Source organism: Bacteroidales bacterium (assembly GCA_017521245.1).
Classification (GTDB): domain Bacteria; phylum Bacteroidota; class Bacteroidia; order Bacteroidales; family G3-4614; genus Caccoplasma_A.
In genome coordinates, this window is the sequence record JAFXDI010000044.1 from 1 (window position 1) to 14,575 (window position 14,575).

The following is a 14,575-nucleotide window of genomic DNA, read 5'->3' on the forward strand; positions in this document are numbered from 1 at the left end:
TACGAAAATGAACTGGAACTCATTTAACCTATACACCAAGTTGCCTGCTACTATTGATACTTCAAATACATTAGCTCAAATTGGCAACCTGCTAAAACAATACAAAGGAATAACCTACGATTATCGTTATTTCATATAAAAACTTAGATATGTCAAAAATATCCATTCGATTCTACAATGCCCGAGAGGTGCGAGTTATTTAGGATGAGGAAAAATCCAAATGGTGGTTATCTGCGGTTAATATTGTAGCTGTCATCACTGATAGTCCCAATCCAAGAAAGTATTGGAGTGTGATGAAGATGCGAATGAAGAAAGCAGGAAACGAGTTGACAACAAAGTGTAGTCATCTGAAATTCTTGACTGTTGATGGTAAAAAATTATGCTATCTTATAGAACGATTCCTAATCTCCAATGTAATATCCATATAACTTCGTTTGCCTTCAATGTAATCGGCATAGAGGGTTTCGGGGTCTTTGCCTTTTAGAATGTGGCATTTGCCACACATGTCGCAATTGTGGAGGCACTTCCATGAATTGATAACGTAGTCTCTTCGCTCTTCTTTTGTTGAGTTCTCTATCTTTGGTGGGGTCATAATATTTATTATTTGTTTAACTTCCAACCGTTATCTCCATGATATATCATTTGTTTTGTCATACCTCCATCAATGCAGATATTTTCTCCTGTGATAAAACTTGCTTTATTGCTACAAAGGAATAACACCATATTGGCAATATCCATAGGATTTCCAACTCGTCCTGCTGGTTGTTGAATGGCGTCAGAGCCTTTGTAAACGGTGTATGCTGTATCTATCCAACCCGGAGATATTGAGTTTACTCTTGCACGCCCCGATAGGCTTACGGCTAATGCGTGAGTGAGTGCAGCAATACCTCCTTTGGCGGCAGTATAACTTTCGGTTTGTGGTTGACTCATACGGTCGCGTGATGATGATATGTTTATTATTGATGCTCCTTCTCCTAAATATGGTTTTAGTAGTTTTACTAAATAGAAGGGTGCTGTAATTCCTACGCTAAGGGCATATTGAAACTCTTCGTAAGTACAATCATCAATACCTTTCATTAAAGGTAGAGCATTGTTTATAATATAATTGACTTTATTGTGTTTGCTGAGAATTTTTGCTACAAATTTTTCAAGTACTTCTTTGTCTGAGATGTCTCCAATAAAGTGTTCTCCTTCTTGTTTGTCTATTACATATACTGTTGCTCCGTTTGCTCTAAATTCATCGGCAATACATTTCCCGATGCCGTTTGCTCCGCCTGTTATTATTGCTACTTTGTTTGTGAATTCTTTGTATATTGGTGAGTTTTGATGTTTTGCTATGTATTGGTCAACGCTTTTGGTTGATACCTGCCATGAGCCTGTTTCTGTTCTTTTTGCTTCAATTACCCCATTTTCAACTAGTTTTAAAAATGTTGCTTTGTCGCATCCTATTTTATTTCTTGCTGTAAGACCGCATATATATTTCTTTGCCATATTAATATTGATTGTTGTTTGTTGGATTTTTAATTGTGTACAAAGATAATGTTTTATGTCATTTTTAAAATAGATGAGTTGCTTTTTTATATAACATATTAATCAGTTAATATGATTATGCTATTTGAAAAGTGTTATTGTTGTTATTTGTGTATATTGTAATTAAATTTGCATTGTATATTTAATGTTTGATAATTTTTATTTCAGTATGAATAGTCTTAATGAAAGGATTGCTCCTGATTTTATAACTGAACTATCAGAGAACGAAATTTTTGTTTTCGGCTCTAATCTTGAAGGTCGGCACATGGGTGGTGCTGCAAGGATTGCATACGATAAATTTGGTGCTATATGGGGGCAGGGTATAGGTTTGCAAGGTAAATCGTATGCTATTCCAACGATGCATGGACCTATATCAACTATTAAGCCTTATGTTGATGAATTTATTGAGTTTGCAAAGATGCATCCCTCTTATTGCTTTTTGCTTACCCGCATTGGGTGTGGTATTGCAGGGTTTAGGGATGAAGAGGTTGCTCCTCTGTTTATTGAGGCATTGAATGTGCAAAATATATATTTACCCAAAGTGTGGATTTCTATTATAAATGAAATGCGTCTTGAATAGAATGATGTATAAATAGTCCAGATATGGCTATTAGTGTTTAGATGTTTGGCGAAACTATTTGGGTATGATATGGGTTTTAATAGTAGATGATTATTACTTTTGGTTATGAAAAAGATTGTTGTTATTGATGGCGGTCCTCGTAAGAATATGAACACTGCACAATTGTTGCAGCGATTTGCCGAAGGTGCTAAATCTGTGAGTAGTGATGTTGAGGTTAAGGTGATACGTCTTTATGATTTGAATTATAAGGGTTGTATTTCGTGTATGGCTTGTAAGGTTAAAGGTAAGGCGTCAAATATTTGCTGCTTCAAAGATACTTTAACTCCTGTTTTGAACGATATTGCTGATGCTGACGGTCTTGTTCTTGGCTCGCCTATCTATTTTGGAGAGGTAACAGGAGAGATGCGTTCTTTTTTGGAGCGATTGACATTTCCATGGTTATCATATAATGATTATAGCCTGACTGCTCCCAAGCGTATGCCTGTACTGTTGATTGAAACTATGAATGGTACGCCAGAACGTAATAATAGTAATGGCTTTGGTACAATGGAGTGGTGCCTCACTACGGCTCTTGGTGAGCCACAACGTATTGTAGCTTACAACACTTGTCAGGTAGCAAAATATGGCAATTATGAACTTGGTAGTTTTTCTGAAGAGGCAAAACATGCTTGGCGTGATACTCATTGGAATGAGGATTTGCAAAAGGCTTTTGATGCAGGTCGCCAAATGGCTGAGTGATAGGAGTAAGATATATACCCAAAACAAAAAGAGGATTATATGAGGATAACTACATTTACCGAAGAGGATATTTATAAAGCATCTCTGTTGGCATACCCTGTTTGGGGTGAGGAACACGCTGCTAATGGAAATGGAAAGAAGTTTGGGTTGCAAATGTGCGAATATATCATCCGTTATGGTTGGTATGGTGCTCCATTTGCATTTAAGATAGTGGATGATAGTGGAACAATGTTAGGATGTATCCTTGCAGGTAACATTACACAAAATAATAGTTATAACGAATGGCTTGATGGACTGATGCCAACATTTAATGATAATCAACGCAATGAGGCATTGGCTTTGCGAGAATACTTTGGAAAAACTTCGCCTAAAGTGTATCGTTATATGCAAGCGGATAAGGATTTATATTTGTCATTCTTTATCTCTACTGTACAAGGTTGCGGTAAGCAACTGCTTGCAAAAATTGAAGCATTAGCAAAGAGTGAGGGTTATGAACATCTATATTTATGGACAGACTCATCTTGTAATCATGCTTACTATGCCCACCATGGATTTGAAAGGGTTGCAGAATTTAAGAGTAATGAGTGGAAAACTGATGCAGACGATTACCTAACTTATATTTACTGTAAGAATTTATGAAAGTATGAGTAAATACTCATTTGTTAGAGAAAAATCAATAATGCAAATTACTAATTTACTTCATTTTGCTGATAGACAAGAGTTGAGGCAATGGCTTGAGAGTAACCATGATAGGGCGGGAGAGTGCTGGGTGGTTACATTTGTATCAAAATGCCCTGAGTGGCCTGCTATCAGGTATGTTGAGGTGGTTGAAGAGGCTCTCTGTTTTGGGTGGATTGACTCTACAAAGAAAAAACTCCCAGATGGCAGACTTGTGCAGAGATTGTCGCCACGCCGAAAGGATAGTCATTGGACTGAACTTAATATTCAACGTTGTCTTGATCTTGAACGAAGAGGTCTTATGACTGATGCGGGGAGGAGAGTGCTTAATAAATTAGGAATGGGGTAAATGATGTTAGATAAACAAGTTGTTCATACGAGCAGACCGATATTATTTTGGGGTGATTATATTAGGCTAATTGCACAAATTAGGTTATAAGGTAACGCTGTTTCAAATTTTTTTGTTTCTACTTCTTTTAACGGACGTGGCAGGCCAGCGTCCCTACTTCTTTTGATACTCATTTTTTTTGCGGACTTGACAGAGCCAACTCCCTACTTCTTTTTTATTTTATTAAGCTAATTAGCAAATTGGTCTAATTGGATTATCTATCAACTACACAGAGGAGCAACTATGATGACAACTGAGAGTCATTAAACCTTTTTGTTAAAATTTTATCAAATTGGCAAATAAGGATAAAAAACTTATTTATAGTAGCTTTAAAGTGTATGATAATAGATTTATACTCTATTTTAGTTACTATAAATTTTAAAGATTGGGTAAAATGTATTATCTTTATGCAGTTTTTTAATATTGTCAAAACTTGAAAATAATACATTATAAATAATGGATCGTATAATTAAAATTAACATTGAAGAGGAGATGAAAAAATCGTACATCGATTATTCGATGTCGGTTATTGTTGCTCGTGCATTACCAGACGTTAGAGATGGTTTTAAGCCTGTTCACCGCAGGGTGTTGTTTGGTATGAACGAATTAGGAAACAACTCTAATAAACCTCATAAAAAATCTGCAAGAATTGTGGGTGATGTGTTAGGTAAGTACCACCCCCATGGTGATTCTTCGGTATATTTGACAATGGTTCGTATGGCTCAACCTTTCTCTATGCGTTATATGTTGGTTGATGGTCATGGTAACTTTGGTTCGGTTGATGGTGATAGCCCAGCTGCTATGCGTTATACTGAGGCTCGTTTGTCGAAGATTGCTGAGGAGATGTTGCAAGACATTGATAAAGATACAGTAGATTTCCAAAATAACTTTGATGATACTCTTCAAGAGCCTGTTGTTTTGCCTACAAGAATTCCAAACTTGTTGGTAAATGGTGTTTCCGGTATTGCTGTCGGTATGGCCACTAATATGCCAACTCACAATTTAGGAGAGGTTATTGATGGTGTTATTGCATATATTAATGATCCCGAAATTACTGTTGAGGGATTGATGCACTATATTAAGGCTCCTGACTTCCCAACAGGTGGATATATTTATGGTTATGCAGGTGTTAAGGAGGCTTACGAGACTGGTAAGGGTAGGGTAATAATGCGTGCCAAAGCCGAGATTGAAATGGATGGTAATCGCGAGAAAATTGTTGTTACCGAAATCCCTTATGGTGTTAATAAGGCTGAGTTGATTAAAAATATTGCCGACTTGGTTGATGAGAAGCGTCTTGAGGGTATATCAAATATTAATGATGAGACTGATAACCGTTCGGGTATGCGTATCGTTATTGATATTAAGAAAGATGCCAACTCAAACGTTATCTTAAATAAGTTATATAAGATGACAGCAATGCAATCTTCTTTCAGTGTAAATAATATTGCATTGGTTGATGGACGACCTCAATTGCTTAATTTAAAAGATTTGATTGCGGCTTTTGTTAAACACCGTCACGAGGTTGTTATTCGCCGTACCAAATTTGAATTGAATAAAGCAGAAGAGAGAGCCCACATTCTTGAAGGTTTGATTTTGGCTTGTGATCACTTAGATGAGGTTATTGCTATTATCAGAGCTTCTAAAACAAGAGATATTGCTCGTGAAAACTTGAAAGAGCGTTTCGGCTTATCTGACGCACAGGCTAAGGCTATTGTTGATATGCGTTTAGGTCAGTTGACAGGAATGGAGCAAGAGGATCTTCGTGAGAAGTACAACCAAACAATGGAACAAATTGCATATTTGAAAACTATCTTGGAGGATAATGCCGTTTGTATGAAGGTTGTTACTGATGAGTTAATTGAGATTAAAGAGAAATATGCTGATGAGCGTAGAAGCGAAATTGTGTATTCTTCTGAAGAGTTCAACCCAGAGGATTTCTATGCTGATGATGAGATGATTATTACTATCTCACACATGGGATATATTAAACGTACTCCTTTGGCTGACTTTAGAAGTCAAAATAGAGGTGGTGTTGGAGCGAAAGGTAGTGATACAAGAGATGAGGACTTTATTGAATATATCTATCCTGCATCAATGCATAGTTATATGTTGTTCTTTACTCAACGTGGTAAGTGCTATTGGATGAAGGTTTATGATATTCCTGAGGGTTCTAAAACTTCAAAAGGTCGTGCTATTCAAAACTTATTGAATATTGATTCTGATGATAAGGTAAATGCATTTATCAGAGTTAAGAATCTTCAAGATCCCGAGTTCAATCAATCTCATAACTTAGTTTTCTGTACTAAACAAGGTATTATTAAGAAAACTAAACTTGAGGCTTATTCACGTCCAAGACAAAAAGGTGTTAATGCTATTATCATTAGAGAGGATGACCAAGTTATACAAGTTGGTTTGACTAATGGTAATTCTGAGATTATTATTGCTAATAAATATGGTAGAGCAATTCGCTTCCATGAGAGCAAAGTAAGAGAGATGGGCCGTATGTCAACTGGAGTTAAGGCTATTACTCTTGATGAAGGTTGTAACGATGAGGTTGTTGGTATGGTTTGTATCAACGATATTGAGAAGGAGAGCATAATGGTTGTTTCGGAGCAAGGTTATGGCAAGAGATCTTATATTGATGATTATCGTATCACTAACCGTGGTGGTAAAGGTGTTAAAACTTTGAACATTACCGATAAAACAGGTAATCTTATTGCTATTAAGAGCGTTACAGAGGAGAATGATTTGGTTATTATTAACAAATCGGGTATTACCCTTAGAATGTCATTGGATGATGTGAGAATTATGGGTAGAGCAACTCAAGGTGTAAGGCTTATCAATTTGGAGAAGAGAAACGATGAGATTGCTTCGGTTTGTGTTGTAGATAAAGAAGAGGACCAACCAGTACAAGAAGGAGTAGAGGTTATTAGCGAGGAGAATGCTAATGTAGATTCTGATACTACTATTGTTGAGTCTCCTAATGAAACTAACGAATAATATAATTTACATTAAAATATTAAGAACATGAAAAGAATCTTTTTAATCGCAGCAATAGCAATAGTTGGTACTGCTGCATTCGCACAAAAGAAAAATGTAAAAATCGCTGAGATTGCTACTTGGGATATGGAGACTCCTAATTTTACTGAGGCTCGTCAATGTATTCAAGCTGCTATGCTTGACCCTACAACTGCAAATCAAGCAAAAACATATCAAGTTGCAGGTCTTGTTGAGATTAATTACTTTAAATGTAATTCTGGAACTTTAAACGATGATGTTTACAATGCTCTTAGAACTGCTTATCCTTATTTAATGAAAGCAATAGAACTTGAGAAAATTCCAGATGAAAAAGGGAAAGTTAGTACTAAATTAACTAAGGCTATTGCTAAAGAACTTGAGACTGTTCAAGAGTATTTCTATTATGGTGGTGGACATTTCATTAACAATGGAGATCAAAAGGCTGCATACGAGATGTTCAAAATAATGGGAGAACTTTGTCAACAAGATTTTATGGCAAACTCTAAAATTAATTGCCAAGATACTATGCACATGCAAGCAAGATATTTTGCTGCCATGACTGCTGTTCAATTGGGTAATTACGAAGAGGCTTTAAAATCACTTGATGTTGCTAAAGAGGATAACTATAATATTCTTGATATTTATAATGCTTACGCATACGTATATGAACAAACTAAAGATACCACTAACCTAATTGCTACTTTTAAAGAGGGTCTTAAAAAATTTGGTAGCGAGGTTAATTCAAAAGAGTATGCGTTCTTGGCTCGTTTGATTAACATTTATATTAATCAAGATAATATCCCAGAGGCTATTACTCTTATCGAAGAGGCTCTTGTAGATAGCCCTGATGATTGTGAATATATGAAACTTTTAGGTTCTTTATACTATGAACAAAAGAATGAGGAGAAAGCAATTGAGGTCTTGAATAAAGCTATTGATACAGATCCTACTTATGCTGCTGCATACGGAGAGCTTGGTCGTATATTCTATAATAATGCTATTACTATTAGTAATGAGGTTAGCGAAATTCAAGATAACAATACATATCGTCAAGCTCGTGAGGAGAAGGTTAAACCAGCATTCTTAAAAGCTGCGCCTTATTTTGAGAAAGCTCTTGAACTTGATCCTTCTGAGACTACTTATATGTATAGTTTGAAAAATATTTACTACAACGCTGAAGATGGCGCAAACCTTGAGCGTATAGAGAATATGTTAGGAGAATAATTAAACGTTATTATATTAAATTTAGGGAAGAATAAAATCTTCCCTTTTTTTGTGAAAAATTTTTAATAGTTTTATGCTATTTGAGAAAAATATTGATTATTTTTGAATGATTAATAATTAAATACTATTTAAGTATGGCACTAATAAATAAAAATCTTAAATACAAATGGGAGTTTGATAATATCGGTGGCTCTACAAGAGTGAGAATTGAGTCGGGTGAGGATATTGCTCATCTATCAGAATTGGATCCTAAAATGTGGACAGTTCTTTCATGTCCTATTAGTGGTCTTGAAATTGATGAAAAGAGTCTTGCTTACATCGATTGTGATAAAGATGGTAAGATTAGAGTTAATGATGTTATTTCAACTTCGGAATGGATTGTTAATTCAATTAAGGATGTAGATTTGATTCTTAAAGGAGATTCTTCAATTGATATTAGTCAATTCAATACAGAAAATGATAATGGCAAAAAACTATTTGATGCTGCAAAACAGATTCTTAAAAATCTTAATAAAGAGGGAGATGTAATATCTATTGCAGATACTAAAGATATTGCTGCCATTTTTGCAAAAACACGTTTTAACGGTGACGGTGTTATTACTGAAAACTCAACTGATGATGCAGATGAAAAGTCTGTAATTGCATCAATTATTGCTACTATTGGTGGCGTTGCTGACAGAAGTGGTGATACTGGAGTTGATACTGATAAGATTGAAACATTCTATAAACTTTTAGCAGATTATGTTGCTTGGTATGGTGCAAAAGTAGAGGCCCCATACGGTGATAAAACAGATAGTGTTATTGATGCTTATAATGCCTTAGATGCTAAGATTAAAGATTTCTTTATGAGGTCAAAATTGGCTTCATTTTCTCCTGATAGTACAGCAAGTTTAGATGTACAAACTTCAAGAATAGAGGCTATTAGTGCCGATAATTTAACAGGAAAGATTGATGAAATTGCTTCATATCCTATTGCTCGAGTAACAGGAGACTCTGAAATAATTCTTAGTGATGCTATAAACCCAGTGTGGGCTTCACAATTTAGTACTATTAAAGATGTTGTATTAAAAGGTAAAAAGAAACTTACTGAAACAGACTGGAATGAGATTAAATCAACTTTCTCTGCGTATATTGATTGGAAAAATGCTAAAGCAGGTGCAGAAGTTGAGAGTTTAGGTATTGATACTATTAATAAGTATTTAGAGGATAATAAGAAAGAGAATCTATTGGCATTAGTGGCTCAAGATGCTGCTTTGAAGGAAGAAGCAGAAAATATTGAGATGGTAGATAAATTTCTTCATATATTTAGAGATTTCTACCGATTGCTAAGAAACTTTATTACTCTTCACGATTTTTATTCTAAAGATAAAAATATTAAAGCAATATTCCAATCTGGACGCTTGATTATTGATCAAAGAGAGTGCCGATTCTGTATGAAAGTTGCAGATATGGCTAAACATAATACTATGGCAGCATCGAGCGGAATGTTCCTAATTTATTGTGATTGTACTGCAAAAGATAAACCTGCTAAATTATCGATAGTAGCAGCTATTACTGTTGGTAGTATCGGAGATCTTGTTGTTGGTAAAAATGCTATTTATTACGATAATGAAGGAGGGGAGTGGGATGCAGTTATTACTAAGATAATTGATAATCCTATTAGTATCTCTCAAGCATTCTGGTCTCCTTACAGAAGAATGGCAACAGTTGTTGAAAACTTAATAAACAAGAGTGCTGCCGATAAAGATGCTAAAATGATGTCAGAAGCAACTGCTAAGATTAATGCAGCTCCAACAACAGTTCCAGCAACTCCTGCGGCTGACGGATCTAAACCTGCTGCCGCACCACCATTTGATATAGCTAAATTTGCTGGTATATTTGCAGCAATAGGAATGGCGGTAGGTATGATAGGTACTGCTCTTGTTGCTGTATTTGAAGGATTGTCTGAGTTAGAGTGGTGGAAGTTAATATTGGTTTTCGCTGGTATTATGTTAGCAATATCTGGACCTGCAATGATTTTGGCATGGATGAAATTGCGTCGTAGAAATATTGCTCCTCTATTGAATGCTAATGGTTGGGCTGTAAATGCTTCTTCTAAGATAAGTATTCCTTTTGGAGAAACATTGACAGATTCTGCCAAATTCCCTAAACTAAAACTCAAAGATCCATATAAAAAATCAGGTATGGCAACATGGAAAAAATGGACTATTTCAATTTCTGTAATAGCAGTTGCTCTTGTTGTTTTATGGATGTTTAATATGTTTGCATGGGCAGGAGTTAAATCCCCACTTCCTCGATATAATCAACCAGAAGTTGTTGTAGAAGAGGTTGTGATTGATGAGACAGTAGTAGAAGAGGGTAGTGTAGAAGTGCCTATTGATTCTATCCCTGCAAATTAATACTATAATTGTATAAATAATAACTGACTTCAATATTTTTTTGAGGTCAGTTTTTTTTATCTATATAATAAAATTTGATGTTTATATCCTTTTATGTGAAATATTATAGTTAATTTTGCACCTACAGCAGGACAATCTGTCGCTGATATGTTTCATATTGGAGGAAAGTCCGGGCAACATAGGGCACCATATTTCCTAACGGGAAGCTATCTGCGAGGGTAGAGTAGCGTAACAGAAAATAACCGCCCTCTTGTGGGGTAAGGGTGAAAAGGTGAGGTAAGAGCTCACGGGTGACTATGGCGACATAGTTGCGGTACGTCTTATGGGTTGTAAGGTTATGTATATCGGCGTTATAGGGCTGCCCGTCCGATGCCGAGGGGTAAACCGCTAAAGCTTTATGGCAACATAAAGACGAGATAAATGACAGATGCCAACTTGTTTGGTACAGAACCCGGCTTATAGGCCTGCTGTTTTTTATTTGAATGAATTTTAAAACTAAAATAAGTCGTGCAAAAACATTTATAGTTGAGAATATTTTGCACACACCCGAAAGGGAGTTAACTGGATTATGGCGTAATTTACGAAAACTTGTTAGTGTAATTCGTATTACTGCCAAACACTTTTTAGATGATGAATTACAATTGCGAGCATCAGCACTTACATATAACACAATGCTTGCAATAGTTCCTATTTTGGCTATTCTAATTGCTATTGCTGGAGGTTTTGGTTTTGAAAAAATTATTGAAAGTCAAATACTTGAATCGTTTCCTGCTCAAAGAGATGCCCTTTCAACAGCATTTCAATTTGTAGATAATTATCTAAGGTTCTCTCGTTCAGGAGTTGTTATAGGTATTGGAGTAGTTTTTCTATTATGGACTGTTATAAGTTTATTGTCAAATATTGAAATGACAATGAATAAAATTTGGCAGGCCAAAGAACGCTCACTTTATCATAAAATCAATGATTATACATCATTATTTATAATTCTGCCAATTTTGATGATACTTTCATCAGGAACATCTGTGTTGATTACCACATTCTTGAAAGATGCAGAGGAGATGTTCGGTTTCATAACACCATTGATCTATAAACTATTAGAACTTTCTCCTTATTTCTTTACAATCATATTTTTTACAGTGGCATATTTACTTATACCAAATACCAAAGTTAAGTTTAAGTATGCTTTTATTGCGGGAATTTTATGTGGTATAGCATTCCAATTGTTCCAATATTTATATTTGAATGGACAGATATGGGTATCAAAATACAATGCTATTTATGGTAGTTTCGCATTCCTTCCTCTTTTGTTGTTATGGATGCAACTATCGTGGTTGATATTTTTATTTGGTGTATTACTCTCATTCTCTATGCAAACTGCTGACTATGGTAATGAGGATAATGTTAAGAAGATTAGTTCTCAATACTATAAGTTTATTTTGCTTATTATATCGTGTGTTATTGTACAACGCTTTGAAAAAGGTTTGTCGCCTTTAACCCTTCAAAATATATCTTCATCATATAATATACCGATTAGAATTGCAAAAACTATTATAAATAAGCTTATTGACTCTGGAATAATTATAGAGACTCTTAATGAAGATGAGCGAGTGCCATCGTATCAACCAGCATTCGATATATCAAAGATGAGTGTTGGAATGTTATTGAGTAGGGTAGATGCTGATGGAACAGGAGAGAAGAATTTTAGAATTAATCGTAACGAAAAATATAAATTACAATGGGATACTATTACTAAAGCTTATAATACTATGTATAATGCTATGGATAATATCCTTATTAAAGATGTGGAAATTGAACAAATAACTAAATAATTATTTAAAATTTATACCTATGAAAAAGAAAATTATATCATCTTCAAAAGTCCCTACTGCAATTGGTCCATATAGTCATGCTGTTGAGGTTAACGGATTCTTATTTGCATCAGGTCAGTTAGGAATTGATCCAGCAACATCTGATTTTGTTGAAGGAGGAATTAAAGAGCAAACAGAACAAGCATTAAAGAATGTATCTAACTTATTGGCTGATGCTGGTTATTATATGGATAATGTTGTTAAAACAACTGTTTTCCTTCAAGATATGTCGATGTTTGCTGATATGAATGAAATCTATGCAAAATATTTTAAATTCGATTTTCCTGCACGTTCAGCCGTTGCAGTTAAAACTTTACCTAAAGGAGGTTTAGTTGAAATAGAAGTTATTGCTTCAAAATAATTTGCATATTTGCTTGATAAATATTTTATCAGTAAAATATCTCAAGGATTTTATAGATAAGCGAAACAAATATAATTTCGCTTATCTTTTTTTATAATATTTATATAATATGTTATATAAGGTTATATTCTAATATCTATTAGATTCTAATTTTAATTCTTAAATTTAACTATGAAAAAAAAATCATGAATTAAATTAACCTAGTTAAAGTACTTATAAATGATACGCCCTTGAGGCTGGGTATACTCACTACCTATGTTGCCACCGAGAACCGACTCAAGGTAATGACGCAAAACCTCAATATCTGCTCCCCAATAGATAGAATCAGGCTTCACACAACTAAGTATGCCGGAGCCCCCTTGTTCTAGAATAAGGTAGTCCAATGTAGCAATCGTGTATTGGCGAGAGAGTTCCACCGCCTTATACTCACCACTCTGTTTGTCCAATATTTCTACATGAGAGACACGACGTTCGCCTTCTCCCACATGTGAGAACATTCCTGTTTCAGTATCCTTTATCACTGGAGATGGAATATCTGGGTCAACCGTAAACCGCACCACTGACCTGCATAAATGTACCGGTGTTAAATCCCTGTAGGCCTATGCATTGCGTATAACGGGAGACTCCCCAATTGGATATTTGTATGCTCCTTTAATTGGAACGAAAAATGTGTATACAAATCCACATTTTCTGCTTTCAGCGTCTCTAAATAGCACCCCTCTCCGTAAACGTCAAGATAGTTTAGGAGAAATTCCATTAGCGGTTTGCCATAGCCTTGTCCCTGCTTGTCAATGCGAGTGGCAAATGCCATCAGATAACCATCATTGGAAGTCTTATGTCGCTTTGATACTTGTTGTGCTTCAGCCTCAAAACGCAACAACCGGATAATGCTTCTGAATCCAAGCTTCAAAAGCATCTTCAAGCCTCCTTTTTTCAGATATGAGAACAGATTGGCTTCCTTGCTTTGGGGACGGACGTAGATCAATACCGAATTGGCCTCTTTGCTGTCGGCTATGCAAATTGCATTGTCCGGTAAAAGAGCAAGCGATAGTGTCCAAAACAAACTCATTTTGTCACGGTCGTATTTTCCACCACAAATATACTTGAATAGGGCATATTGGCTGAAGCCATCAGCCAATGTAGCAGCAAAGCGACTGATGTCATCAGGATGCATAGGATAAACATCCTTTAATAAAAGTCTTCTGGTCATATCATTATTTTTGATAAGGTATACTCACTTTCTTCTTGTTTTTCATTATTCGATTAGTCGATGAAATGGCTCCTGTCGGACAGACATGTACGCAGAGATGACAACCGACGCATTTCTGGCCGACGATTTTGGGCTTTCGAGTTTCATCGAAAATGATAGCCTGATGTCCGCCATCATAGCAGGATATGCTGCATCGTCCACAACCGATACAGAGTTCGCGATTGATTTTCGGGAACACCATTGTTTCTCTATCCAGTTCAGAGGCCAGTGAGAAATCTTTTATCTTTTCACCCACCAGATCTGACAGTTGGTTGATACCATGGCTTGCCATATATGCCTGAAGACCGGAAATCAAATCATCAATAATTCTATATCCAAACTGCATTACAGAGGTACACACCTGCACATTACAGCATCCAAGTTGGATGAATTCAAGGGCATCACGCCAGGTTTCGATACCTCCGATACCGCTGAAATCGATATTCTTGATTATCGGATTCTGTGTCATTTCAAGAATGTGACGCAAAGCAATCGGCTTGACCGCGCGACCTGAATATCCGGACACAGTCTTTCTTGATGAA

Annotated in this window: 13 protein-coding genes and 1 other RNA gene; 10 read left to right on the plus strand and 4 right to left on the minus strand. The window is 35.7% G+C overall.

Translation table 11 applies throughout. The features are described 5' to 3' along the window. Positions 1–382: 382 nt before the first annotated feature. Both IKK64_06575 and IKK64_06580 read right to left on the minus strand, forming a co-directional pair. Positions 383–592, minus strand: a complete 210-nt coding sequence (locus IKK64_06575) for a hypothetical protein (protein MBR4119728.1) — start codon at positions 590–592, stop codon at positions 383–385. An 8-nt stretch (positions 593–600) separates the two neighbouring features. Next, entirely contained in the window at positions 601–1,491 is an 891-nt protein-coding gene (locus IKK64_06580) for an SDR family oxidoreductase (protein ID MBR4119729.1), read from the minus strand. A 208-nt stretch (positions 1,492–1,699) separates the two neighbouring features. Here IKK64_06580 and IKK64_06585 point away from each other — a divergent pair, with 208 nt between their 5' ends. From IKK64_06585 to IKK64_06630, 10 genes are all read left to right on the plus strand, one after another. Further along, positions 1,700–2,110: a hypothetical protein gene (locus IKK64_06585; GenBank protein MBR4119730.1), complete on the plus strand. Its 411-nt coding sequence runs from the start codon at positions 1,700–1,702 to the stop codon at positions 2,108–2,110. Positions 2,111–2,215: 105 nt separating this feature from the next. After that, positions 2,216–2,848: a flavodoxin family protein gene (locus IKK64_06590; GenBank protein MBR4119731.1), complete on the plus strand. Its 633-nt coding sequence runs from the start codon at positions 2,216–2,218 to the stop codon at positions 2,846–2,848. A 39-nt stretch (positions 2,849–2,887) separates the two neighbouring features. Next, positions 2,888–3,487 carry a GNAT family N-acetyltransferase gene (locus IKK64_06595; GenBank protein MBR4119732.1) on the plus strand — a complete coding sequence of 200 codons (600 nt, stop codon included), beginning with the start codon at positions 2,888–2,890 and terminating at the stop codon, positions 3,485–3,487. A gap of 4 nt (positions 3,488–3,491) precedes the next feature. Beyond that, positions 3,492–3,875, plus strand: coding sequence for a hypothetical protein (locus IKK64_06600; GenBank protein MBR4119733.1), 384 nt, complete (start codon positions 3,492–3,494; stop codon positions 3,873–3,875). 495 nt (positions 3,876–4,370) lie between these two features. Further along, positions 4,371–6,914, plus strand: a complete 2,544-nt coding sequence (gene gyrA, locus IKK64_06605) for a DNA gyrase subunit A (GenBank protein ID MBR4119734.1) — start codon at positions 4,371–4,373, stop codon at positions 6,912–6,914. 27 nt (positions 6,915–6,941) lie between these two features. Then, complete coding sequence (locus IKK64_06610) at positions 6,942–8,156, plus strand: tetratricopeptide repeat protein (GenBank protein MBR4119735.1); 1,215 nt, start codon at positions 6,942–6,944, stop codon at positions 8,154–8,156. A gap of 134 nt (positions 8,157–8,290) precedes the next feature. After that, positions 8,291–10,555 carry a phage holin family protein gene (locus IKK64_06615; GenBank protein MBR4119736.1) on the plus strand — a complete coding sequence of 755 codons (2,265 nt, stop codon included), beginning with the start codon at positions 8,291–8,293 and terminating at the stop codon, positions 10,553–10,555. Positions 10,556–10,678: 123 nt separating this feature from the next. Next, an RNA gene (gene rnpB / locus IKK64_06620) (RNase P RNA component class A) lies at positions 10,679–11,030 on the plus strand. Positions 11,031–11,037: 7 nt separating this feature from the next. Further along, the gene (locus IKK64_06625) at positions 11,038–12,384 is read left to right on the plus strand and encodes a YihY/virulence factor BrkB family protein (GenBank protein MBR4119737.1); all 1,347 of its coding nucleotides are present in this window, start codon (positions 11,038–11,040) and stop codon (positions 12,382–12,384) included. 19 nt (positions 12,385–12,403) lie between these two features. After that, the gene (locus tag IKK64_06630; GenBank protein MBR4119738.1) at positions 12,404–12,784 is read left to right on the plus strand and encodes a RidA family protein; all 381 of its coding nucleotides are present in this window, start codon (positions 12,404–12,406) and stop codon (positions 12,782–12,784) included. Positions 12,785–13,367: 583 nt separating this feature from the next. Here the strand turns inward: IKK64_06630 and IKK64_06635 are convergent. Then, positions 13,368–13,994 carry a hypothetical protein gene (locus IKK64_06635; protein MBR4119739.1) on the minus strand — a complete coding sequence of 209 codons (627 nt, stop codon included), beginning with the start codon at positions 13,992–13,994 and terminating at the stop codon, positions 13,368–13,370. Positions 13,995–13,998: 4 nt separating this feature from the next. Further along, positions 13,999–14,575 (minus strand): 4Fe-4S binding protein (locus tag IKK64_06640; protein ID MBR4119740.1); only part of this gene is annotated, 577 nt, incomplete at its 5' end.